Below are 22,682 nucleotides of genomic sequence, written 5' to 3' on the forward strand. Positions count from 1 at the left end.
GGTAAATCATCACCCATTGATCATCTCTGCCGCCATGTCTTTTCAATCCCGGTTACTTAGCGATATTCCCGGCATTCGCTACGCCTTTCTCGATGTCCACGAAACGGCCGCCTTTCCTTACAGCGAAATGGCCCCGGTGAAGCTGGTGCACGGCAATGTGGTTCATCATTTTCAGCAGCCGGCGCCGCTTACCGACCGCCCGCATGCCGACGCGGTTTTTACCGCATCAAGTGGGCAAAAGGTGGGAGTGGTGACTGCCGATTGTCTGCCGATGCTGATGGCTTCCCGCGACGGGCGCTTTGTCTGCAGCGTACATGCGGGCTGGCGCGGTGCGGCGACCGGCATTATTGCTAATAGCCTCGATCTCTTTGCCCGACATGGCATACCGCCGGACGAGGTCGTGGTAGCGATCGGGCCGCATATTCAGGTCTGCTGCTATGAAGTGTCGGCGGCATTTTATCAGGCGCTGTTGGCGACGCCGGTGGCCGGGCTGGTCAAACAGCACCGCGATCGGCTGTTTCTGCACCGCCGTGGCCCTGAGCCTGCGGCGGAAAAAGCGCGGGCGACGGGCGACGACACAATGTGGTTCGATCTGCGGGCTTTTGGCCAGCTGCTGTTACGCCGCGCCGGGGTGCCGGAAAGTCATATTGAATGGCTGGGCAGCTGTACCTACTGTACGCCGCAGTCGCTGGGGTCGTTCCGGCGGCGTACGCACTTCCCGGCAGAGAAAACGTTCCAGTACTCGTGGATTATGCGCGAGGCCTGATATCACCCGGCATCGCGCTGCCGCGCTACAGTACCGTAAACCCGTGGGTCCCGTCGTTTGCCAGCTGGGCCACGAGGCCATACTCCCACTCCAGATAGGCCTGCATCGCTTCGCGGGAATTATCGGTTCCTTCATAGGGGCGACGATAGCGATCGCTACGCGCGCTGATCAGACGGGTTGCGCCATGCTCCAGCGGCAGACCTGAAGCGATCCACCCGGCGGTGCCTCCGCTTAATACCTGCACCGGTTTGCCGGTCAGCGCCGCCACTTCGTCGACGGCGTAGCGTGCCAGCAGGCTGCTGCCACAGGTCAGTACGTAACGGCTGGCAGAGGGAATCAGCGCCAGCGCCTGTTTCAGCCGCGAGCGTATCAGCCAGTATGCCCCGGGAATATGCCGCGCCACATAGTTGGCGCTGGTGGTGAAATCCAGAACCACCGTTCCCGGTTCGCGCAACAGCGCCGCCAGCCGGGATGCGTCGATCTCCTCTGCCGCAGGCGCCGCGGGCAGGCTGGCGGCCGGTACACCGCGTTCGCTAAAGTTCGCCGCGCTCAGACCGCGCAGGATTGCCGTTTCCCAGCCCATTTGCGCCAGCCACGAGGCGGTTATCGCCGCGCGAATACCATCATCATCCACTAAGACCAGACGTGCGCCGCGAACGCTGGCGTGGTGATCGGTCTCCTGGACCAGCTGGCCGCCCGGTGCGCTGAGGCTTCCCGGCAGGTGACCTGCGGCGTACTCCTCCGGACTGCGGACGTCAAAAAGATAGGTGGTGCGGTCGGTCTGCTGCTGCCAGCGCCGGAGCGTGGCCCGGTCGATAACCGCCACTCCGGCTTTTTCCGCCAGCTGGCTGACCTGCTGAAGACGCGCCGTCGAAGCCCGCGATTCCTCGGCATAGCGGCGCTGCTGGTCGCGATCGAGGGCCAGTCCGGCCAGCGTCCAACCGATGGTGCCGTTACGTAAGGCATAGACCGGGTTGCTCACGCCGGCATTGATCAACGACTGGGCGCCGATAATGCTGCGGGTGCGTCCCGCACAGTTGACGACGATTGGCGTCTGCGGCGAATCGACCAGTCCGTCAATACGCAGCGCCAGCTCACCGCCGGGAACGCTGATACCGCCCGGAATACTCATGGTCTGATACTCATCGAACCGTCGGGCGTCGACAATCAGCACCGGCTGACGGCTGTCAATCAGCGCCTTCAGCTCTCCCGCGTCCAGAGAGGGGGTCTGCCGTTGGCTCTCCACCAGCTCGCCGAACGCTTTGCTGGGGGAGTTAACGTCCTGGAAGAGCGCGCCGCCGCTGCGCTGCCAACCCTTCAGGCCGCCTTCCAGCAGCGCGACATCTTGATATCCCCAGCCGCGCAGGCGATCGACGGCCTGGGCGGCCAGCCCCTCGCCGTTATCGTAAACGGTGAGCGGCGTCGTCAGCCGCGGCACCCGACGGTGGATCTCCAGCTCGAGCTTGCTCAGCGGAAGATTGGCCGCAAACAGCGGGTGAGCGGTGGCAAAATCCGCTTCTTCACGCACGTCAATCAGCGCCAGTTCGGCGTGGTCGAGCAGCGACTGGCGCACTTGTGCCGGCTGGCGATAAGTGTGGATGGGCATATTAATTATCCTTCGGGAAATCCCAGATATTGGGTAAGTGGCGATTGGAGTAGCCGGAAATAAAGGGTTTGATGAGACCTTCCGGCGTATAGACGGCACGTTTAACGGCGCCAATATTGCCGCCGTAGACATGGATACTGATCGACACGCTCTCCGCCAGCGCGTTACTGACGCGGTGAATATCACCATCGCGGGAGGAGACTTTTTCGACCTCGCCCGGGGAGAGTCGTCCGGCAATACCGTCGGCCACCGGAAGGCCTGTCGCATCGAGGCGATAGCGCTGATTCTCTTCCGCGCCGCGTAGCATGCCGATGACGCCCCACACGCGGTGATCGTGAATCGGCGTGGCCTGCCCGGGCCCCCAGACAAAGCTGACGATCGAAAAGCGTTGTCCGGAATCGGCGTGCAGCAGGTATTGCTGATAGTGGTGGGGATGCGGCAACGCGTACTCGTCCGGCAGCCAGTCATCCTGCCGGACCAGCCGCGCCAGGCGCTGCGCCACCGCCTCCAGCAGAGGCGATTCGTCAGTGAACTGCCGATGAAGGGCATCAACTTCTTGAATAAAATGGCGTAGTTTTTCCAGTCGTGGTGCGGTCATGTACGGTTCCTGTCAGAGGGACTGGTCATTACGCTAACAAAGGCGTTAATATTATTTAAATGCAATTTACGCATATATTAATATGCAAAATTCACATTAAGGATTCTATGCGCATCGACGACATTGACGCCCTGCTGGCGACGGTACAGTTTTCTTCCCTCAATCAGGCGGCGGAATATCTGGGAATTACCCAGTCGGCCATTACCCGACGGCTGCAGCGTCTGGAGCAAACTCTCGGGGTGACTCTGTTGGAGCGCCAGACCCGGCCGTTGACGCTAACTGCTGCCGGGCACCGGGTTTATGAGCAATGCCTGAGCATCAAGCGGGAGACAAAAAAGCTGTACGGGCTGCTGGATCCGCAGGCCGAACCGCACGGTATTTTGCGCCTCGGCGTACCGCAGAGCGTGGCGGAAATTGCGCTTCAGCCGGCGCTGCTGGCGCTACGCCAGCAGTTTCCGCAGCTCCAGCCGCAGGTCACCTGCGGCTGGAGCGGGTTGCTGCAAAAGCGGCTCGAGAGTGTCGAGCTGGATGGCATGCTGGCGATGGGGCCGGCACAGCAGGTCTTTGCCGACGGCTATGTCGGCCGGTTGCTGTGTTCGCTGGATATTGTGGTGATTGCGGCGAAAAGCCTGCGCCTGCAGGCCGCTGAACTGCGGGACTGCGCGTCTCAGGGCTGGGTGCTTAACCCTGACGGCTGCGGACTGCGGGCAGGGTTAATTCGTGAACTACAGGCTCAGGGGCTGCGGCTTCAGCTGAACGTCGAAACAGCGGGCGCTCACCTGCAAATTGGCCTCGTCGCTCAGGGTCAAGGGTTGGGTCTGGTGCCGCGTGCGGCGCTGGCCGCCAGCCCGTGGCGCGATGAGGTGACAGCCCTGACGTTAGCCGATTTCCAGCCGGCGGTCTGCTTGTGGCAGGTGAGCGCACAGAATCTGGCGAATCTACAGCAGCCGTTCACTTTTTTTGCCGGGAAAATCGTCCAGCAGTTAACTCTATCTGACTGAATAGTATATTAAATTACCAAAATGCTAATTTTGCATATTAAGATATGATAAAAATGCATTTTGCTCATTAACTGCCGATGTATAGGGTAACGACAGGCGCCGCCGCTGCGGCCACCGTTACCCGACGCAAGGAGTTATGTTATGAGCATTCAGTTTCTCGGGATGATCGGCCATCGCCTCTCATCCGAAACCATCGCCCCGGCAGGACCGGTTTTTGACCGCGACTATATCGTGCGCTTTGCGCAAACTCACGAAGCGGCCGGCTTCGATCGCCTGCTGGTGGGGCATTGGTCCGATCAGCCGGATGGCTTTCTGGTTACCGCGCTGGCCGGGTTATCGACGGAGAAAATCAATTTTCTGCTGGCCCATCGCCCGGGATTCGTCTCGCCGACGCTGGCGGCACGTAAGTTTGCTACCCTGGAGCATCTGCTCGGCGGGCGTCTGGCGGTGCATATCATCAGCGGCGGCAACGATGCCGAACAGCGTCGGGATGGTGACTACCTCAACCATGACGAGCGCTACGCGCGTACCGATGCTTTCCTGGATACGGTGCGAAAAGTCTGGACTGCGGAACAGCCCGTTGATATCGACAATGACTTTTATCAGGCCGAGCAGGCGTGGTCGGCAATCCGCCCGCTGCAACAACCGCACATTCCGATCTACTTCGGCGGCTCGTCCGAGGCCGCCATTGCGGTAGCCGGTAAACATGCTGATGTTTTTGCCCTGTGGGGCGAATCGTTAGGGCAAACGGCGGAGACCATCCGTCGGGTGCGGGCCGAAGCCGCGAAGCATCAGCGCCACATTGATTTTAGCGTCTCATTCCGGCCGATTATTGCCGACAGCGAAGCGCAGGCCTGGGAGAAGGCCGAGCATATTTTACATGTCGCTTCCGAACGGGCGGCGCAGGCGGGCCAGGGTTTCAAAGCGAAGCCAGACAGCGAAGGGGCACGGCGCCTGCGGGCCACGGCAGAACAGGGAAATGTGGTGGATAAACGTCTGTGGACCGGTATTGCGAAACTGGTTGGCGGCGGCCATAACTCCACCGCGCTGGTCGGAACGGCGGAACAGGTTGCCGATGCGCTGCTGGATTATTACGACCTCGGGGTGCGCAACTTCCTGATTCGCGGCTTCGATCCATTAAACGATGCGCGGGAATACGGGAAGGCTCTGCTGCCGATTGCTCGCGAAAAAGCGGCTCAGCGCGCGATTCAGGAGCGCGCATCGTGACGCTTTCCGGTCAACAGCCCCTGCGGCCGCAGGCCGACTGGTTGCGGCAGCTAACCCACATTCGTCAGCAGATGGCCGAACAGGCGGCAGAGCTTGACCGCAGCGGCGATTTTCCCCACCACAATCTCGCGCTCCTGCATCAGAGCGGTTTTCTGAGCCTTGCCACGCCGGCGCAGTATGGCGGGGCGGGGGCGGATTTGGCCCGGCTGCAGCAGGCGATTACCGCCATTGCGTGGGGGGAACCGGCGACGGCGCTGATCGTCTGTATGCAGTATCTGCATCATCTGCGTCTGGCGGAGAGCGACGGCTGGGCGGAACCGCTGCGTCGGCAGGTCTATCGCGATGCCGTCGAGCGGGGGGGATTGATCAACAGCCTGAGGGTTGAACCTGAACTCGGCTCGCCGGCGCGCGGGGGCTGCCGCAGACGGTTGCAACACGTACCGCCGACGGCTGGCGTCTTAACGGACACAAACTCTATACCACCGGCGTTGAAGGGCTGAGCTGGCTGGCTATCTGGGCACGAAGCGACGATCTCGACCCGCAGGTCGGCACCTGGCTGGTACCGCGAGAAAGTGACGGTGTCACCATTATTAAAAGCTGGGACCATGCCGGAATGCGCGCGACCGGCAGCCATGAAGTGATACTGAAAAATGTACCGATCCCCCGGCAAAATGCGGTGGATATCTGGCCGGCATCTGCGCCTCCCGCCGCGGATGCCGAACGTTTCCGTCTCTTCGCCAATCGACAGACCGCGCTGTTAGCCGCGATCTATGACGGCGTGGCCCGCGCGGCGCGGGACTGGTTGCTGGGCTGGCTAAGTACGCGGGCGCCGGCCAACCTCGGGCACCCGCTCTCCCGTCTACCGCGTGTGCAGGAAAAAACAGGTCAGATAGAAGGCTGGCTGCTGACGAACCGCTGTCTGCTGCAACAGGCCGCCGGACTGGAATTGACCGCCACCGAGGCCAATCTGGCCAAGGTCACCATTACCGACAACGCGGTGCAGGTCGTGACTCTGGCGCTGGAGCTTACCGGCAATCATGGCCTTAGCCGACAACATCCTCTTGAACGCCACTATCGCAACGTGCTGTGCGGGCGCGTGCATACGCCGCAGAGCGACAGCGCGTGGCAGGCGGCGGGTCAACACGCTTTTCAATCATAAGGATAATGTTTATGCACGAACGAACAATAACAAGATTGGCCGCGGGGCTCTCGCTGCTGGCGCTGAGCGCTTTGGCGTCGGCGCAGGAGCGCATCACCCTGCGAATTGCCGATCAGAAAGGGGGCATGCGCTCGCAGCTCGAAGCGGCCAACGCGCTGCAAAACCTTGGCTATGAGATCAAGTGGGCTGAGTTTCCGGCCGCCGCACCGCTGGCGGAAGCGCTGAACGCCGGCGCGGTAGACGCCGGGATTATTGGCGATGCGCCGCTGTTATTTGCCCTCGCCAACGGCGCGCCGGTAAAGGCCATTGCCGTCGATAAAAGCAACCCGGCGGGCACGGCCGTGCTGGTTCCTCCGGGAAGATCGCTAAAGCGCGCCGCGGATTTAAAAGGTAAGCGGATCGCCACCGGGAAAGGTTCGATCGGTCATTACGTGGCGCTGAAAGCCCTGCAGCAGGCGGGGATCTCACCGACAGAGGTGCAGTGGGTATTTCTCGGCCCGGTCGATGCCAAAGTGGCTTTACTCAACGGCTCGGTCGATGCCTGGGCGACCTGGGAACCCTATACCACCCAGCTGGTGAAAACCGCCGAAGGTCAGATTCTGGTGAGCGGTAAAGGGCTGCTGCCGGGGAATACGTTTCTGGCGGCAACGGATGAAAGCTTAAAGGATCCGGCTAAGCGCGCGGCGCTACAGGATTATCTCACCCGCCTGGCTGGGGCGGAGCGCTGGGCTTACGCCAATCTCGAGAGCTATGGCAAAACCCTTGGTGACATCATCCGTTTCCCGCCGGACATTGCCCGGGCGCAGTTTGCTAACCGCCAGTCGCAGTGGCAGCGTCTGGACTCGCGCACCATTGAACAGCAGCAGGCGACCGCCGACTTTTATCAGGCCAATGGTCTGATTCGCGCGAAGCTGGATGTCACGCCGACCTTTGATACCCGATTTACGCTGCCTGATGTCCCGGCCGCTCAGGAGAACAGACCATGAATCAGTCCGCTTTCTCACGCCGCCGCTTTTTACAGCTCAGCGGTGGAACCATGCTGGCAGCGGCCGCCTGGCCGCTGTGGGCGCATACGATGACCACGATACCGGCGGAGGGCGGAAACGGTGAAAACCTGGCGCTGCGGCTGGCGGAACCCTACAAGCTGAAGCTGGCCATCAACAAGAGCGCGGTTTGCCTCGCGCCGGTGGCGGTCGCTGAGCAGCAGAAGTTTTTCAGCAAATACAATCTTGAGGTTGAGTTCGTTAACTTCGGCAACTCGACCGATGTGCTGTTGGAGGCCATCGCGACCGGCAAGGCCGATGCCGGCGTCGGGATGGCGCTGCGCTGGTTGAAGGCGCTGGAGCAGGGTTTTGACGTCAAGTTGACGGCCGGAACGCACGGCGGCTGTCTGAATCTGCTGACGGCAAAAAATTCGCCGTTTGGCGGCCTGGAGAGTCTGAAAGGGCAGACGATTGGCGTCACCGATATGGCCGGACCGGACAAAAACTTCTTCGCTATTTTGCTCAAACGCCATGGCATCGATCCGATAAGCGACGTGCAGTGGAAAGTTTACCCGGCGGATCTGCTCAGTATCGCGCTGGATAAGCAGGAGATTGCCGCCATCAGCGGCAGCGAGCCCTTCAGCTTCCGCCTGCTGCAAAGCGGGAAATATCAGCTGATCGCCAGCAATATGAGCGGCGATTACGCCAACCTGAGCTGCTGCGTGCTGGGGGTAAGCGGGGCGCTGGCCCGGGATCACAAACCGGTTGCCGCCGCGCTGACCCAGGCGATTCTCGAGGCGCACAGCTACGCATCGGCTCACCCCGAAAGCGTGGCGCAATCGTTCATGGCCCATGCATTAAACACCGATGAGGCCGAAGTCTCGGGGATCCTTCATGGCCAGGGGCATGGACACCACGCCGTAGGAGAAGCCTTTGTGAATGAATTGACCCAGTACGTGAGCGATCTGCAGCGGGTACAGGTGATCAAACCGGGGACCAATCCTCACCAGTTTGCGGAGAGTATTTATGCCAACGTATTCGCCTGATCGGGCGCTGTCGCGCGCCGGGGGGCGCTATCCGTTGTGGTCTGAAGGGCTGCTGGCCGCCGCGCTGTGGCTGGCGGGCGGGATGTTTACTTTGGCGTGGCCGGATGTCGGGCGACGCTGGCCCTACAGCGCGGGGTGGGCGATGAGTCAGCTCGCCATCGCCGGTGGACTGCTGGCGCTGGCGCTAAGTTGCCGCTACTGGCATCAGCGGGGCGGTCGTCTGCTCGCGGCCGGAAAGTGGCTGGCGCTGCTGCCGCTGCTGTTTACGTTATGGCAGTGGCTGACGGCAAAAACAGCGATCCTGCCGGTGCCGTTTTTTGCGCCGCCGCAGGCGCTGATCGAAGTCCTGGTCGACGACTGGCCGCGGCTGCTGGATAGTCTGCTGCACTCTCTGGGGCTGCTCGGGCTTGGGGTGCTGCTCGGCACCTCCTGCGGTTTTATCAGCGGGCTGGCGATTGGCTGGTCGCAGCGTATCGGCTACTGGCTGCATCCGGTCCTGCGCCTGCTTGGCCCGGTGCCCTCAACGGCGCTCTTGCCGCTATGCCTGTTTATTTTTCCCTCCAGCTTTGGGGCAAGCGTGTTTCTGATTGCGCTGAGTACCTGGTTTCCGGTCACCGTGCTGACCTGGTCCGGGGTCATGAGTATCGATAAAGCCTGGTATGACGTCGCCCGCACGCTGGGGGCCAGCCAGCGTTTTCTGATTTTACGGGTGGCGATTCCCGCCTCGCTGCCGAATGTGTTTGTCGGCTTGTTCATGGGGCTGGGCGCATCGTTCTCAGTGCTGATCGTCGCTGAAATGGTTGGCGTGAAATCGGGCATCGGTTTTTATTTGCAGTGGGCGCAGGGCTGGGCGGCTTACCCCAATATGTATGCCGCGCTGCTGGTCATGGCCTTTCTCTGTTCCGGCCTGATAAGCGGGCTGTTTATGGTGCGCGATCGGCTGCTGAAGTGGCAGCGAGGAGGGATGACATGGTAGCGACAGCGGCATCCCAGAACAGCGCCCGGGTTGGCGCGGGCATCGAGATTCACCATTTGCACCATGCCTTTTCCCTCGGCAGGGAAACGGTGCCGGTGCTGGAAAATATCAGTCTGCGGCTGCGTCCGGGAGAGAGCGTGGCGCTACTGGGACCTTCGGGCTGCGGTAAGTCGACGCTGCTGCGGCTACTGGCGGGACTGGAACCCATGCAGGGCGGGCAGATCCGGATAGATGACGCGCCGATGGGCGGTCCGGGGCCCGACCGCATTCTGGTGTTTCAGGATCCGACGCTCTATCCGTGGCTGACGGTGCGGCAAAATGTGCTGTTGGGGCCGCAGGCGCAGGGCAAAAAAGGGCGTGAAGCGCAGGCCGATGCGCTGATAACGCGTATCGGTCTGCAGGGATTCAGCCAGGCGTGGCCCCGGCAGCTTTCCGGCGGGATGGCCCAGCGGGCCGCGCTGGCGCGCGCGCTGCTCAACGAGCCGCGTTTACTGCTGCTCGATGAGCCCCTCGGCAAACTGGACTCGCTGACCCGCATCGGCATGCAGCGCGAGCTGATTACGCTCTGGCAGCAGCAGGGCTACACCAGCCTGCTGGTGACCCATGACATTGAAGAGGCGCTGCTGCTATGCGAACGCGTGCTGGTGATGTCGCCGCGGCCGGGGCGTATCATTGGAGAATTTACGCTACCGCTGGCCTTTCCCCGGCATCGGGATAACCCGCAGCTGTTGCAGCACCGACAGGATATTTTACGCATGTTGGGGCAGGCGGAGGACTGGTAGTCTGGCGCAGGAGCAACGGATGGACCCGGACAGGCCGCGATGGCGCTGTCCGGGCGTGGTGATGCGATCAGAAGTCCATTTTCACCGTAAACTGCACTTCCCGCGGATCGCCAATCTGATTGCCCAGGTTGTTTGTGGCGATGGATGAGGTGTAGTAGGTCTTATCAAACAGGTTCTTCACGTTAACCTGCAGCGTCACCGGATATTGCAGCTTCATCTTATAGGCGGCGAAGACATCGGCGACCGCGTAGCCCTGCAGATAATAGTCCGCGCCGTTGGTGCCGGAGCGTTTGCTCACCGCGCGACCGCCGCCGCCGACGGTCAGCGTATTGCTGTCGTAGACGTTATGGATGTCGTAGCTGAGGAACAACGAACCGGTGTGTTTCGGGACGTTGGGCAGCGGCTTACCGGCATAGTCAGGATCGTCGAGCACTTTCGCGTCGGTATAGCCGTAGCTGGCGATCACGCTCAGGTTATCGGTAATCGAACCGGCCAGATCCACCTCGACGCCGCGTGAACGCACTTTCCCGGCGGTCTTGGCGACAGTCTCATCGCCGACGGCTTCGGTGTACAGCACGTTGCGTTTATGGATATCAAACAGCGCGATGTTGGCGGTGATACCGCTTAACAGATCGAACTTGGCGCCCACTTCATAGGATGTAGACTCTTCGGGCGGCAGATTGCCGATGTAGCTGGCGATCGATGACTGCGGCATAAACGACTGCGCCACGTTACCGAACAGCGACACGGTTGGCGTGAGCTTATACACCAGACCAAATTTCGGCGTCCATTTCTGGTCGCTGCTGTCGGTGTTGACGTTGAACGGACGCCCTTTGCCGGCGTACTGGGTGTAATACTGATAGCGCATCCCGGCGACGGCAATCCACTTGTCGGTCAGATAGAGCGCATCCTGAACGTAGGCGGCGTAGCTCTCCTGCTGAATACGCTGATCGCTATCGGAGTCCGAAACGGTGCTGCAGGTGCCGACAGTGCCGTAGACCGGGTTATAAATATTAAACCCTTTCACATTCTTACAGCGGATCATATCGGTGCGCAGCAGATCGTAATTCTCATAGGCGATGCCGGTGAGGACTTCGTTATAAAACCCGCCGACGACCACGTTGCCCTGTAAATCGGCGCGAGTTGTGTGCATCTTTTGCGTTGAGCCGTGGGTGGCGTCAACGCGGCGGGTCAGATCGCCGGTGGCCGAATCGTAGGCCGTCACCCGGGCCTGGTTATCGTTGTAGTGATCCTGGCTGTAACTGTAGTCAAAGCGGGCGGTCCAGGCATCGTTCAGGCGATATTCGGCGTTCAGCTGCGCCAGATCGGAATAACCATCGGTCACGTTAAACGGCTCGTCAAAGCGCGTTTTCCGATCGACGTTGACCGCGTGACCGGTATTAAGATCGAAGATGGTACCGCGATCGAACGGAGTATTGTAGTCGCGATGGGAGTACGACACGTTCACCGTCGCCCTGTCGCCAAACCAGGTCAGGGAAGGGGCGATAAAGCTGCTTTTCTCTTTACCAAAGTTGCGCCAGTAATCCTCATGTTGGTACTCGCCGATGATCCGGTAGGCCAGCCGCGTGCCTTCGATGGGGCCGGTGACGTCAAACTGGCCGGTACCGCCGCCAAAGCTGCTGGAGGTGGCGGAAATCGATCCGCCGAAGGTTCTCTCCGGGCGTTTCGTGACGACGTTAATCAATCCGCCGGGGTCAAGAATGCCGTACAGCGTGGAGGCCGGGCCTTTCAGTACTTCTACGCGTTCGGTGGCGGCATTAAAGCTGCGCGGCAAAACGGTACGCAGACCGTTGGTCATGATTGAGCCGTCGCGGTTGGCGCCAAAACCGCGGCGGGTAAAGGCATCCTGGGTCCCGCCGAGGGTGTTGGTCTGGACGACGTTGGCGACGTTATACAGCGCCTCGTCAAGGGTAGTGGCGTGCTGATCTTCCAGCACCTTGTCGCTGACGGTATTTACCACCTGCGGAATATCCAACAGCGGCATCGACGTCAGGGTCGCCGTTGAGCTGGCAACCGGCTGATAGCCGTTGGTGTCGCTCTGAGCACCCGCGGCGACCACCGTCATGGTTTCGTCGCCAGCCGTTTTCTCTTTGCTGGCGCTGTTTTCTGCTGCAATTAATCCCGGTGAGGTAAAAGAACCCAAAAATATCAGTGAAAAAAGAGCTCGCCCTTTCAGCGTTGTGAAAGGGATCGTTGATCGCGTCATTTGTCTGTTTCTCGTGAACGAATCTGTCCTTTGCAGACAGAAAAAGCCAATTAAATCATTGCCCTTAAAAATATTATCTGCCTGTTGGTCGCGATGATTTGCGTTCAGACATGTAATTGAGAATCATTCAATCACGAGAGAATGTAGTAGTAAATGTTATGTAAGATAAAAAATTAACCGTTGCAGGATCGGTGATTGTGGCGCTTTTTCTTACCCGTTTTTTTGAGCTAATTTTTTGTTTTTTATGTAAAAAATTTAAACTTCTTTATGCAGGAATCCTGGTAGTGCAGGCAATTTATGTCCGATAAAACAGAGTATTGACTACTACATTCATCCGCAGCATGATCAAAAGAGAATGAGATTTATTTTTGTTTGAGTGCAGAACGTGCTGGCTGATGCCACGCCGTTGCGGCGCAGGAGCGAGTTATGCCACAGCGGGTGATGCCTGCAGAGCAGGGAATCGTGCTGGATTCCCTGTCGGCCGGATACGGCCAGACCCTGATTGTCGATGATATTCAGTTGACGATCCCTCACGGTAAAATGACGGTACTGGCCGGGGCTAACGGCTCCGGTAAATCTACCTTGCTGTCGACGATTGCCCGCATGCTGAAACCGCTTGGCGGCAGCGTGCGTCTGGATGGTCAGACGATTCACACTATGCCGACCCGGGCGGTTTCACGTCAGCTGGGGATTCTGCCTCAGTCGCCGCTCACTCCCGAAGGATTAACGGTCTTTGAGCTGGTTTCCCGCGGTCGCTACCCCTGGCAGGGATTGATGCGCCAGTGGTCTGATGCCGACGAGCGGGCGGTAGAAGAGGCGATGGCGTTGACCGGCACCGCCGAATTTGCCCATCTGCCGGTAGACAGCCTCTCCGGTGGCCAGCGCCAGCGCTGCTGGATTGCGATGGCGCTGGCGCAGGAAACGCCGACGATTCTGCTGGACGAGCCGACCACCTGGCTCGATTTGCGCTATCAGGTCGATATCCTCGAACTGCTGCAAACCCTGACCCGTGACCATGGACGCACGGTGGTCACCGTGCTGCACGACCTTAACTTTGCGGTGAACTATGCCGATATCCTGGTGTTCCTCAAGAAAGGGCGTATTGCCGGGGTCGTGGACGAAAACGCCAGCTGTACCCCGGAGCTGATCAAAACCGTGTTTGACGTTGAGGTCCAGATGTCGCTCAACCCGCAGACCGGTAAACCCTTTTTTATGCCCTTTCGCGCGCGGCAGGAGGAAGCCCAATGAGCGCCTCCGCGCTGCTGTTGCACCGCCGCCGCCAGGCGCGGCCAAAACGCGCGCTCGCGCTCCTGACGCTGCTGCTGATTGTCGGTTCGGTGGTGCAGCTGGGACTGGGGGCTCGCTGGATTGCGCCGGAGACGGTGCTCCAGGCGCTGTTTCACTACGATCCACGTAATTTTGACCAGCGGATTATTGTCGAGCTGCGTCTGGTTCGCCTCGCGGCGGCGCTGTTGACCGGCGCGGCGCTGGGCGTCGCCGGAGTGCTGCTGCAGACGGTGATTCGTAACCCGTTGGGGGAACCGCATATTCTGGGGCTTAATGCCGGCGCCTCACTGGCGGTAGTCGCAACATCGGCGCTGGGTCTGAGCGGAATGACGTCAGGTCGCCCGCTGATTGCCGCCGGCGGCGCTGCGCTGCTGTTTGGCGGCGTCATGCTGCTGGCGACCTCCGGGCGCGGCGGGGCGACGCCGCTACGCATCACGCTCTGTGGCGTGGCGCTCTCCGCCTTTGCCTCGGCGGTCACCGCCGCGATCCTGATTCTGGATGAACAAACGCTGCTGGCGATGCGCACGTGGCTGGCAGGCGATCTTGCCGGACTCAACTGGCCAGTTTTACGATCGGCGACGCTTCCGGCGCTGGCCGGTGGCCTGCTCGCGCTGCTTATCGCGCCTCGCCTGAACGTTCTGGCGCTGGGCGACAAGGTGGCGCTGGGGCTGGGAGTGAACATTCTTCAGACCCGACTGCTGGGGCTGGGTGCTATTGCGCTACTGTGCGGTGCGGCAGTGGCGGTCGCCGGGCCGATCGGTTTTGTCGGACTGGTGGTGCCACACGTTATTCGTCGCCTGATCAGCGAAGATATTCGTCTGGCGCTGCCGCTGGCGGCGCCGGTCGGGGCGCTGGTGCTGCTGTTTGCGGATATCGCCGCCCGCACCCTGGTGGCGCCGCAGGAGCTGGCGACCGGGGCGATGACTGCGCTGGTTGGCGCTCCGGTATTTATCTTTATCGCGGCGAGGTTTTTTAAATGAAAAACGCGGTGCGCCGTGCCGGTTTCCGGCCCCTTCGCGCGGGGAGCTGCCATCTGCTCCTGCGTCCTGCGGCGCTGAACATCGCCGCGGTGCTGATTATTGCCATTCTGCTTCTGGCAAGCTTTGGCCTGACGCGCGGCAGCTTCCCGCTGCCTGCCGGTACCCTGGCGCGTGCGCTCTTTGCCCCGGAAAATGTTGGCGACCAGTCACGCTTTATCCTGTTTGATATTCGCCTTCCCAGGCTGCTGATGGCGCTGCTGTGCGGCGCCATGCTCGGGCTGGCGGGGGCGGCGATGCAGAGCATCACCCGAAACGGACTGGCGGATCCGGGGCTGATTGGCGTCAAAGAAGGGGCCAGCGTGGTCGTGCTGGCGTTGATTCTGTTCTTTCCCGCCGTCGGGCTGGTCTGGCGGCCGCTGGCGGGCATTCTCGGCGGGGCGCTGGTGGCGCTGCTGGTGCTGGTTCTGGCCCGGGATTGCTCGCGGCCGCGCTTCATTCTGATCGGTATCGGCGTCTCCTGGACGCTGGCGGCGGCGGTCGGCATTTTTATGACCACCGCCGATGTGCGCGATGTGCAAACGGCGATGATCTGGCTTGCCGGCAGTCTGCATGCGGCAACCTGGACGCTGCTGCTGGTGGCCTTTTTGTGGGCGTTGCCGGGGACATTGATTCTGTTTCTGACCGCCCGGGCGGCGGATGTGGCGCTGCTTGGCGACCGTACCGCCGTGGGACTCGGCGTACGCCTGCAGCAGCTGACCCTGCTGCGCTTTTTTGCGCCGGTGCTGCTCACCTCCGCCAGCGTCTCCTGCGTCGGTAGCCTTGGTTTTGTGGGGCTGATGGCGCCGCACATGGCACGCTTTCTGCTGCGCGGTGGTCAGGTGTCGCTCCTGTGCGGCAGCGCGTTGATTGGCGCGCTGCTGGTGCTGTTTACCGATACTCTCGGCCGTCTGGCCTTCGCGCCGCTGCAAATTCCGGCCGGAATTGTTATTGCGCTGGTGGGGTGTCCGTTTTTTATCTTGCTGCTGTGGCGTCGTCGTGACGCCCTGTAATGTAGAAGGGTTGCTATGCGTTGGCTTATTTCTTTGCTGTTGTTAGCGGCGGGCGTGACCGGCGCCGCCGAGCGTCAAACACAAACGTTTACTGATGATTTAGGGCGGGTGGTGACGGTGCCGCTGCATCCGCAGCGTATCGTCTCGATGCACGACCTGGATATCACGATTCCGCTGATTGAGCTTGGCGTGCCGCCGGTGGCCAGCCACGGGCGCACCCGCCCCGACGGTAGCCACTATCTGCGCTCCAGCGCCCAGCTGACCGGGGTCGATTTTGATAACAGCGCGATTCAGTTTATCGGCACCGCGGATATTGACCTCGAAGCCGTTGCAGCGGCGAAGCCGGATCTGATTATTACCGAACCGAGTCGCCACGTCTCTGTGGAACAGCTGGCGAAGATTGCACCGACGGTCAGCATTGACCATCTGCAGGGCAGCGCGCCGCGAATTTACAGCAAGCTGGCGCAGCTCACCGGCAGCGAAGCGCGGCTGGCCATTCTTGAGCGCCGCTATCAGACGCAGATAGCCCAGCTCAAAGCGATGGTGGATACCCGCAACATCACGGTGTCGGTTATTCAGGCCAACAATGGTAAAGTCACCGTTCACCACTCTTACCACGCGCTGGGACGGGTACTGCGCGACGCCGGGTTTCGTTTTCCGCCGTTGATCGACAAGATCCCTGACGGCCAGCGTATTGACGTCAGCGCCGAACAGCTGCCGGAGCTGGATGCAGATTTTGTTTTTGCTACCTGGCGCTCGGATACCGGCGGTAAACCGCAGGAGGAGCTGCAGGCGATGGAAGGGGTGATGCCCGGCTGGTGCGACTTTATGCGTGCCTGCCGCACCGGTCGCTATATCCTGCTGCCGCGTGAGGAGGTTATCTCCAACTCCTTTGCCGCTCTGACCCTGATGGTGGCACAGGTGCAGTCGCACATTGCCGGTCGGCCGCTGCCGGCGGAGCTGAAATGAAAACCCCGGTAAAAAGAGAGAAAGGGCGGGTCGACCTGTTCGGCGAACGCTTTCGCGCCCGGGCGCACCAGCTCTCGCCGCGGCAGCTGGCGGTCGTCAGCTATATCAACGAAAACCGGGAAGTGGTGCTGGAGCGCACGGCGATGGAGATCGCCGCGGCGACTCAGACTTCGGATGCCACGGTGGTGCGGGCCATTCAGGCGCTGGGCTTTGCCGGACTGCGCGAACTGAAGCAGACCATGGAGCGCTGGTTCGGCCCCTCCATCACCTCATCGGAGAAGATGCTGTCAACGGTGAATGCGCTCTCCTGCGATGTGAATTCGAGCATTGATTTTGTGCTGGAGGGCCATCAACGCGCCTGTGAAGTGCTCTCTCGCCCCACCAATCGCGCCGCCGTCGCCCAGGCGGTAGCGCTACTCAGCGAAGCGCGGCAGGTGGCGATTTTCGGCATCGGGGCATCGGGGATTCTGGCGGAGTACACCGGCAGGCTGTTCAGCCGTATCGGATTACCGTCCAGCGTGCTCAACCGCACCGGCTTCAGCCTTGCCGAGCAGCTGATCGGTCTGCAGCGCGGCGATGTGATGATTATGATGGGACAAAAATCGCCGCATCGCGAAGGGATGACCGCGCTGCGTGAAGCCCGGCGGCTGGGGATCCCGACGATTTTGTTAACCCAGGCGGTGGACTCACGCTTCAGCCAGGAGGCGCAGGTGGTGATCGACGTTCCGCGCGGCGGCGATAACGGCCGGGTACCGCTGCACGGTACGGTGCTGGTCTGTCTCGAAATGCTGGTGCTGTCGGTGGCGACCACCACGCCGCAGCGGACCATGAAATCAATGAAGCGCATTAACGAACTGCATAAAGCGATTGGTAAATCCGGCGGTAAACGCAGCTAAGTACGCGATAATTCACAGGCTGAAAGGTTTCCTGTTGCAAGTAATCGTGATGATGTGTATTTTTATGCAAAATTAATGCATAAAAAGAGGTTGTCATGATGGGGAAATGGATGAAGGCGTGCTGTCTGTTGGTGGCTCTGGCAGGGAGCGCGCAGGCGGCACAGGAGACGTACGTTGTCGGTTCCGGCGGGACCTACCGCCCGTTTGAATATGAAAACAGCCAGAAGCAGCTGGAAGGTTTTGATATCGATATCATCAAAGCGATCGCCAAAGCGGAAAACTTTAATATCAAGCTGGTGAATACCCCGTGGGAAGGGATCTTCGCCACTCTCGGCTCCGGCGACCGCGACATCATTATCTCCGGGATAACCATCACCGATAAGCGTAAACAGATGGTTGATTTTTCCGCTCCTTACTTCCCGGCTGAACAGTCCATCGTGGTGCCGGCAGACTCCAAAGTGACCTCCCTGGCAGCGCTGAAGAGTGAGAAGGTCGGCGTGGTGAACTCCAGCACCGGCGATATCGTGGTCTCTGATGTGCTGGGTAAAAACAGCACCTCTATTAAGCGTTTTGATAATACCCCGCTGATGCTGCAGGAGCTGTTTGAAGACGGCGTCAGCGCGGCGGTGGGCGATGTGGGCGTGGTGAAATACTACATCAAACAGCACCCGGAGAAGCAGTTCAGGCTGGTGCCGGACGCCAGGTTTGAACGTCAGTATTTCGGTATTGCGGTGGCCAAAGGCAACGCTGAGCTGCAGGCGAAAATCAACGCCGGTCTGAAGAAAATCGTCGCCGACGGCACCTACGCCAAAATCTATAAAACCTGGTTTGACGACAACGTCCCGACGCTGCCTGCGCAATAATTCATCTTTTGGTTTTCATGACGGCTATCGACGCGTGCGATAGCCGTATTTTTTAGGGAAGCACTATGACGGGATTCCGTTGGGAGATCATCGAGGAGTACGGTCCGCTGTTTATGGACGGCGCCTTGATGACCATTAAATGTACCATTATCTGCGTGATCCTCGGTACTCTGTGGGGCCTGACGCTGGGCCTTGGGCGTATGGCGAAAGCGGAACACGGCGCGTGGAAATATGTGCTGCGCTATCTGGTGCAGTATCCGGTGCGCGTTTACGTCAGCGCGTTTCGCGGCACCCCGCTGTTTGTGCAGATTATGGTGGTGCACTTCGCGCTGGTGCCGCTGTTTATCAACCCGCGTGACGGTCTGCTGGTCAGCCATGGGCTGATGAGCGCCGATTTCGCCCGCGAACTGCGTTCTAACTACGGCGCGTTTCTCTCCTGTATCGTGGCCATTACCCTTAATGCCGGGGCCTATGTCTCGGAAATCTTCCGCGCCGGGATTCAGTCGATTGATAAGGGGCAGATGGAAGCCTCACGCGCGCTGGGGATGCCGTGGTGGAAAACCATGCGCCAGGTGATTCTGCCGCAGGCCTTTCGGCGGATCCTGCCGCCGCTGGGGAACAATGCCATTGCCATCGTCAAAGACTCTTCGCTGGCTTCGGCGATTGGTCTTGCCGATCTGGCCTATGCCGCGCGTACCGTGTCCGGCGCCTATGCCACCTACTGGGAACCCTACCTGACCATTTCTCTGGTCTACTGGGTCATTACCTTCCTGCTGGCGCAGCTGGTTAACCGTCTGGAAAAGAGGTTTGGCAAAAGTGATTCACATTAATAATCTGCACAAACGTTTCGGCGACAGCCACGTACTGCGGGGCATCAGCTGCGATATTAAACCGCAGGAAGTGGTCTGTATTATCGGGCCGTCGGGTTCCGGAAAAAGCACGTTCCTGCGCTGTATGAATGCGCTGGAAAGCGTCAGCGAAGGCATCGTCGAAGTCAACGGCTTTGCCGCCCACGACCGCAGCACCGATCTGAACAAGATGCGGGAAAGCGTTGGCATGGTATTTCAGCGCTTTAATCTGTTCCCCCATATGACGGTGCTGGAAAATCTGATCATGGCGCCAGTCAACCTGCACGGCGTGAGCCGTTCGCAGGCGGTGCTGCTGGCGGAGGAGCTGTTGGCGAAGGTTGGATTAAGCGATAAGCGTGACGCCTGGCCCTCCAGTCTCTCCGGCGGCCAGCAACAGCGGGTGGCCATTGCCCGCGCGCTGGCGATGAAGCCTTCGATTATGCTGTTTGATGAGCCGACCTCTGCGCTGGACCCCGAGCTGGTGGGCGACGTGCTGGAAGTGATGAAAAATCTCGCCAGCGAAGGGATGACGATGGTTATCGTCACGCACGAGATGGGCTTTGCCCGTGAAGTGGCTGACCGGGTTATCTTTATCGATCAGGGCATTATTCAGGAAGAGGGGAGACCAGAGCAGATCTTTACCGCTCCGGTCAATCCGCGCACCGCGGCCTTTTTAAGCAAGGTATTATAATACCGTACGACGGCGCGCCATCAGGGAGCATCCGCTGATGGCGCTTGCCGTTGCATCTCAGGCGGTTTCAGTCTGAGCATCGTCGTCATCGCGGTCCTGGCGTTCATTCGCCAGCAGCGTTTTCTCCGTTTTCCCCAGGCACTGAATCAGCAGGAACAACACTCCGCAGGCCAGCAGGGCGATCAGCAGGCCATCATAGCCGGAGACGCTGATCAGCAGGCTACTGACAACCGGCCCGGCAACGCTGCCCGCCGACCAGAAAAAGCCCAGCAGCGCGTTGATCATAATAAGCTTCTGCCCGCTGAAGGTTTTACCGGCGCGCACCAGCGAGAGCGTATATAGCGCCCCCGCCGCCGCGCCAAGGATCAGACACCCGACGATAAGCTGTACAGGCGACGCCAGCAGGAATGGCAGCGCCACCAGGGCGAGGCAAAACACCGCCGCGCAGCTCAGATGCACGCGGCGGATACCAAATTTGTCGGCCACCCAGCCCAGCGGCGCCTGGAAGAAGGCATCGCCGGTTAGCACAATGGTCACCAGCAGGACCGCCATCGCTTCGTTCAGCCCTTTACCCATCCCGTAGAGCGGCAGCAGCGCCAGAATGCTGGCGTCGAAGAAGGCGAAGCAGAAGACGCCGGACGCCAGAACCGGTAAAAACGCGCCCAGGCTACGCCAGCTGGCGCGTTCAGAGAGGCTTTCGCGACTTCCGCTCGGCAGATGGCGCAGCATCAACAGACAGGCTGCGGTCAGACCGACGACGGCCAATAGCACCCAGATTTGATAATCGGCGCCGGCAGAGATCAGCAGCGGCCCGGCCAGCTGGCAGCCGGTGAATGCCGAGGCGTAAATACCGGTCAGCGTCGCGCGGTTTTTACCCGCCGCGCCGCCGGTTATCCAGCTTTCGCCAAGCACGATGATCACCCCGGAGGCGATACCGGTCAGAAAGCGCGGCAGCAGCAGCGGCAGCAGATCGACGGTCAGACAGGAGGCGATGGTGGCGAGCGCCAGCAGGATCAGGTTGGCCGTGAGCAGGGTGCCCATCTCAAAACGACGGCACAGCGCGGGCGAGAGAAACGACGAGAGCATCATCCCCGCCGGCGGCAGTGCGGCCAGCAGGCCGACATAGACCGTGTCTATCTGCTGCTGCGCAAGTTCAAGGCTGATTAAAGGCACCGTATAACCGGTGATAAATCCCACTAATGACGCGGCCATAATCATCGCCAGCGTGGGGGCAAGGCGATTCTGGTCTGGGTTAAACATTTTATTCCCGATAACGGAAGTCAACAGGTGGATAATCCGGCAAAGTGCCGACGACCCTGAATATTAATTAATCGTATGCGCGCTGTCACCGTTGAAATGACTACTAATATTGATACGCGGGTGCGGGCACCCGGCAAAACGCGCCGTTCGGGCCTCCGGGGAGTGTTGTCAGCGCGCTGGCGAAAGGATATAACGAAGAGGGCATTCCGCCAGCGACGGGCGCATGCATAAAATGTATCCCGATTTCATACTCGTTCAGCGTTGATGCTGTGCAGGAAAGGAGTAACACATGGCAGTATCGCCTTCATCGATCGCCGAGGCCATCCGCTGGCGTCGTGATTTTCATGCCTGCCCGGAGCTGGGCTACCAGGAACAGAAAACCTCGCGTCGCGTCGCTGAATTATTGACATCTTTTGGCCTGCAGGTGCATAGCGGGCTGGCAGGTACCGGGGTGGTGGCCACCCTGGAGAACGGCCCCGGGCCGGTTATCGGCCTGCGCGCCGATATGGACGCGCTGCCGATTACTGAACTGGGTGACGTCAGCTACAAGTCCCGTAATCCGGGCGTGATGCACGCCTGCGGCCACGATGGTCATACCGCTATGTTGCTGGCCGCCGCCGCGCATCTGACGCAGACCCGCCGCTTTCGCGGGACGGTGCATTTTGTTTTTCAACCGGCCGAGGAGAACCTCGGCGGTGCGCGCAAGATGGTGGAAGAGGGGCTATTTGAACGTTTCCCGATGGACGGTATCTACGCGCTGCATAACTGGCCCGGGCTGCCGCTGGGGCACGTGGCGGTTAACGAAGGGCCGATGATGGCCTCGCTGGATGCGTTTGAAATCACCCTGACCGGCAAAAGCTGCCATGCGGCGATGCCGGAAAGCGGCGCCGATCCGATTGTCGCCGCCGCGCAGCTGATTATGGCCCTGCAGACGATCCCCTCGCGTCGCCTGTCGCCGCAAGAGTCGGCGGTCGTCAGCATTACCCAGATTAATGGCGGTGAAGCGATTAACGTTTTACCGGACAAAGTGGTGCTGCGCGGCACCTTCCGCTGCCTGAGCAACCGGGTGCGTGAACGAGTGAAAGGGCTGATTGCGCACTATGTCAGTACGCAGCCGCAGGTCTCCGACGTGCAGGGGAGCATTGCCTGGTATCCCGGCTATCCGGTGACCAAAAACCATCGCGCGGAGGCGCTAAAGGTGCGCGAGGCGGCGGTGGCGGTACTGGGCGAGGCGGCGGTGAGCGTGCAGATCGCGCCGTCGATGGCGTCGGAGGATTTTGCCTGCATGCTGGAGGCCTGCCCTGGCGCCTATTTCTGGATCGGTACCGATGGCGAAACGCCGTCGAAACCGCTGCATAATGCCGGCTATGATTTTAACGACGATCTGATTGAACACGGCGTGACGCTGTGGACGGCGCTGGTGGAAAAACTGCTGCCGGCGGGCTGACGCCACGGCGGAACCTGTTGC

At 60.3% G+C, this 22,682-nt stretch carries 19 protein-coding genes and 2 pseudogenes; 17 read left to right on the top strand and 4 right to left on the bottom strand.

The genetic code is table 11. The annotated features are described in order from the left end of the window. Positions 1-34 precede the first annotated feature (34 nt). Positions 35-766: a purine nucleoside phosphorylase YfiH/LACC1 family protein gene (locus tag Q1L34_RS10435; protein ID WP_004863137.1), complete on the top strand. Its 732-nt coding sequence runs from the start codon at positions 35-37 to the stop codon at positions 764-766. A gap of 25 nt (positions 767-791) precedes the next feature. Here Q1L34_RS10435 and Q1L34_RS10440 read toward each other — a convergent pair whose 3' ends face one another. Then, positions 792-2,372, bottom strand: a complete 1,581-nt coding sequence (locus Q1L34_RS10440; RefSeq protein WP_075808455.1) for a rhodanese homology domain-containing protein — start codon at positions 2,370-2,372, stop codon at positions 792-794. A 1-nt stretch (position 2,373) separates the two neighbouring features. Continuing rightward, positions 2,374-2,970 (bottom strand): cysteine dioxygenase family protein, encoded by a 597-nt coding sequence (locus Q1L34_RS10445; protein ID WP_004863130.1) that lies wholly within the window; start codon positions 2,968-2,970, stop codon positions 2,374-2,376. 107 nt (positions 2,971-3,077) lie between these two features. Here Q1L34_RS10445 and Q1L34_RS10450 point away from each other — a divergent pair, with 107 nt between their 5' ends. The 7 genes and pseudogenes from Q1L34_RS10450 to Q1L34_RS10480 all read left to right on the top strand — a co-directional run bounded on the left by Q1L34_RS10450 (position 3,078) and on the right by Q1L34_RS10480 (position 10,144). Beyond that, the gene (locus tag Q1L34_RS10450) at positions 3,078-3,971 is read left to right on the top strand and encodes a LysR family transcriptional regulator (RefSeq protein WP_004863127.1); all 894 of its coding nucleotides are present in this window, start codon (positions 3,078-3,080) and stop codon (positions 3,969-3,971) included. 141 nt (positions 3,972-4,112) lie between these two features. Further along, positions 4,113-5,199 (top strand): annotated as a pseudogene (locus tag Q1L34_RS10455) (LLM class flavin-dependent oxidoreductase); the annotation flags it as partial. Positions 5,200-5,269: 70 nt separating this feature from the next. Beyond that, a pseudogene (locus tag Q1L34_RS10460) lies at positions 5,270-6,357 on the top strand (acyl-CoA dehydrogenase family protein). Between the two features lie 11 nt (positions 6,358-6,368). Beyond that, positions 6,369-7,343 (top strand): ABC transporter substrate-binding protein, encoded by a 975-nt coding sequence (locus tag Q1L34_RS10465; RefSeq protein WP_327204492.1) that lies wholly within the window; start codon positions 6,369-6,371, stop codon positions 7,341-7,343. Further along, positions 7,340-8,386, top strand: a complete 1,047-nt coding sequence (locus tag Q1L34_RS10470; protein WP_088402116.1) for an ABC transporter substrate-binding protein — start codon at positions 7,340-7,342, stop codon at positions 8,384-8,386. The genes Q1L34_RS10465 and Q1L34_RS10470 overlap by 4 nt, the downstream gene beginning before the upstream one ends. Then, positions 8,367-9,362: an ABC transporter permease gene (locus tag Q1L34_RS10475; protein WP_004863112.1), complete on the top strand. Its 996-nt coding sequence runs from the start codon at positions 8,367-8,369 to the stop codon at positions 9,360-9,362. Before Q1L34_RS10470 ends, Q1L34_RS10475 begins: the two co-directional genes overlap by 20 nt. Beyond that, positions 9,356-10,144: an ABC transporter ATP-binding protein gene (locus Q1L34_RS10480; RefSeq protein WP_064356970.1), complete on the top strand. Its 789-nt coding sequence runs from the start codon at positions 9,356-9,358 to the stop codon at positions 10,142-10,144. Before Q1L34_RS10475 ends, Q1L34_RS10480 begins: the two co-directional genes overlap by 7 nt. 67 nt (positions 10,145-10,211) lie before the next feature. Here the strand turns inward: Q1L34_RS10480 and Q1L34_RS10485 are convergent, their stop codons facing one another. Beyond that, positions 10,212-12,281 (bottom strand): TonB-dependent siderophore receptor, encoded by a 2,070-nt coding sequence (locus tag Q1L34_RS10485; RefSeq protein WP_086817543.1) that lies wholly within the window; start codon positions 12,279-12,281, stop codon positions 10,212-10,214. A 516-nt stretch (positions 12,282-12,797) separates the two neighbouring features. On the opposite strand from Q1L34_RS10485, the gene Q1L34_RS10490 reads away from it, so the two are divergent. The 8 genes from Q1L34_RS10490 to Q1L34_RS10525 all read left to right on the top strand — a co-directional run bounded on the left by Q1L34_RS10490 (position 12,798) and on the right by Q1L34_RS10525 (position 19,954). After that, positions 12,798-13,619 (top strand): ABC transporter ATP-binding protein, encoded by an 822-nt coding sequence (locus tag Q1L34_RS10490; RefSeq protein ID WP_071359544.1) that lies wholly within the window; start codon positions 12,798-12,800, stop codon positions 13,617-13,619. Continuing rightward, the gene (locus tag Q1L34_RS10495) at positions 13,616-14,638 is read left to right on the top strand and encodes a FecCD family ABC transporter permease (RefSeq protein ID WP_004863100.1); all 1,023 of its coding nucleotides are present in this window, start codon (positions 13,616-13,618) and stop codon (positions 14,636-14,638) included. The genes Q1L34_RS10490 and Q1L34_RS10495 overlap by 4 nt, the downstream gene beginning before the upstream one ends. Beyond that, complete coding sequence (locus Q1L34_RS10500) at positions 14,635-15,687, top strand: FecCD family ABC transporter permease (protein WP_004863097.1); 1,053 nt, start codon at positions 14,635-14,637, stop codon at positions 15,685-15,687. Before Q1L34_RS10495 ends, Q1L34_RS10500 begins: the two co-directional genes overlap by 4 nt. A gap of 15 nt (positions 15,688-15,702) precedes the next feature. Then, complete coding sequence (locus Q1L34_RS10505) at positions 15,703-16,656, top strand: iron-siderophore ABC transporter substrate-binding protein (RefSeq protein ID WP_004863094.1); 954 nt, start codon at positions 15,703-15,705, stop codon at positions 16,654-16,656. Further along, positions 16,653-17,552, top strand: a complete 900-nt coding sequence (locus Q1L34_RS10510; protein ID WP_327204493.1) for a MurR/RpiR family transcriptional regulator — start codon at positions 16,653-16,655, stop codon at positions 17,550-17,552. Before Q1L34_RS10505 ends, Q1L34_RS10510 begins: the two co-directional genes overlap by 4 nt. A 95-nt stretch (positions 17,553-17,647) precedes the next feature. After that, positions 17,648-18,415, top strand: a complete 768-nt coding sequence (locus Q1L34_RS10515; RefSeq protein WP_004863087.1) for a basic amino acid ABC transporter substrate-binding protein — start codon at positions 17,648-17,650, stop codon at positions 18,413-18,415. 65 nt (positions 18,416-18,480) lie between these two features. Beyond that, positions 18,481-19,245, top strand: coding sequence for an amino acid ABC transporter permease (locus Q1L34_RS10520; protein WP_004863083.1), 765 nt, complete (start codon positions 18,481-18,483; stop codon positions 19,243-19,245). Next, entirely contained in the window at positions 19,232-19,954 is a 723-nt protein-coding gene (locus tag Q1L34_RS10525) for an amino acid ABC transporter ATP-binding protein (RefSeq protein ID WP_004863080.1), read from the top strand. The genes Q1L34_RS10520 and Q1L34_RS10525 overlap by 14 nt, the downstream gene beginning before the upstream one ends. 57 nt (positions 19,955-20,011) lie before the next feature. Here the strand turns inward: Q1L34_RS10525 and Q1L34_RS10530 are convergent, their stop codons facing one another. Next, complete coding sequence (locus Q1L34_RS10530; protein WP_327204494.1) at positions 20,012-21,214, bottom strand: MFS transporter; 1,203 nt, start codon at positions 21,212-21,214, stop codon at positions 20,012-20,014. 289 nt (positions 21,215-21,503) lie between these two features. Between Q1L34_RS10530 and Q1L34_RS10535 the strand changes: the two genes are divergently transcribed. After that, on the top strand, positions 21,504-22,661 hold the full coding sequence (locus Q1L34_RS10535; protein WP_152308722.1) for a M20 aminoacylase family protein: 1,158 nt from the start codon (positions 21,504-21,506) through the stop codon (positions 22,659-22,661). Positions 22,662-22,682 lie beyond the last annotated feature (21 nt).

Source organism: Klebsiella ornithinolytica (genome assembly GCF_030505655.1).
Taxonomy (GTDB): Bacteria; Pseudomonadota; Gammaproteobacteria; order Enterobacterales; family Enterobacteriaceae; genus Klebsiella; species Klebsiella ornithinolytica.

What these genes read in the sequence shown, in the direction of transcription:
- Q1L34_RS10435 (WP_004863137.1), top strand. Translation starts at nt 35, where the DNA reads ATGTCTTTTCAATCCCGGTTACTTAGCGATATTCCCGGCATTCGCTAC.
- Q1L34_RS10440 (WP_075808455.1), bottom strand. Translation starts at nt 2,372, where the DNA reads ATGCCCATCCACACTTATCGCCAGCCGGCACAAGTGCGCCAGTCGCTG.
- Q1L34_RS10445 (WP_004863130.1), bottom strand. Translation starts at nt 2,970, where the DNA reads ATGACCGCACCACGACTGGAAAAACTACGCCATTTTATTCAAGAAGTT.
- Q1L34_RS10450 (WP_004863127.1), top strand. Translation starts at nt 3,078, where the DNA reads ATGCGCATCGACGACATTGACGCCCTGCTGGCGACGGTACAGTTTTCT.
- Q1L34_RS10465 (WP_327204492.1), top strand. Translation starts at nt 6,369, where the DNA reads ATGCACGAACGAACAATAACAAGATTGGCCGCGGGGCTCTCGCTGCTG.
- Q1L34_RS10470 (WP_088402116.1), top strand. Translation starts at nt 7,340, where the DNA reads ATGAATCAGTCCGCTTTCTCACGCCGCCGCTTTTTACAGCTCAGCGGT.
- Q1L34_RS10475 (WP_004863112.1), top strand. Translation starts at nt 8,367, where the DNA reads ATGCCAACGTATTCGCCTGATCGGGCGCTGTCGCGCGCCGGGGGGCGC.
- Q1L34_RS10480 (WP_064356970.1), top strand. Translation starts at nt 9,356, where the DNA reads ATGGTAGCGACAGCGGCATCCCAGAACAGCGCCCGGGTTGGCGCGGGC.
- Q1L34_RS10490 (WP_071359544.1), top strand. Translation starts at nt 12,798, where the DNA reads ATGCCACAGCGGGTGATGCCTGCAGAGCAGGGAATCGTGCTGGATTCC.
- Q1L34_RS10495 (WP_004863100.1), top strand. Translation starts at nt 13,616, where the DNA reads ATGAGCGCCTCCGCGCTGCTGTTGCACCGCCGCCGCCAGGCGCGGCCA.
- Q1L34_RS10500 (WP_004863097.1), top strand. Translation starts at nt 14,635, where the DNA reads ATGAAAAACGCGGTGCGCCGTGCCGGTTTCCGGCCCCTTCGCGCGGGG.
- Q1L34_RS10505 (WP_004863094.1), top strand. Translation starts at nt 15,703, where the DNA reads ATGCGTTGGCTTATTTCTTTGCTGTTGTTAGCGGCGGGCGTGACCGGC.
- Q1L34_RS10510 (WP_327204493.1), top strand. Translation starts at nt 16,653, where the DNA reads ATGAAAACCCCGGTAAAAAGAGAGAAAGGGCGGGTCGACCTGTTCGGC.
- Q1L34_RS10515 (WP_004863087.1), top strand. Translation starts at nt 17,648, where the DNA reads ATGATGGGGAAATGGATGAAGGCGTGCTGTCTGTTGGTGGCTCTGGCA.
- Q1L34_RS10520 (WP_004863083.1), top strand. Translation starts at nt 18,481, where the DNA reads ATGACGGGATTCCGTTGGGAGATCATCGAGGAGTACGGTCCGCTGTTT.
- Q1L34_RS10530 (WP_327204494.1), bottom strand. Translation starts at nt 21,214, where the DNA reads ATGTTTAACCCAGACCAGAATCGCCTTGCCCCCACGCTGGCGATGATT.
- Q1L34_RS10535 (WP_152308722.1), top strand. Translation starts at nt 21,504, where the DNA reads ATGGCAGTATCGCCTTCATCGATCGCCGAGGCCATCCGCTGGCGTCGT.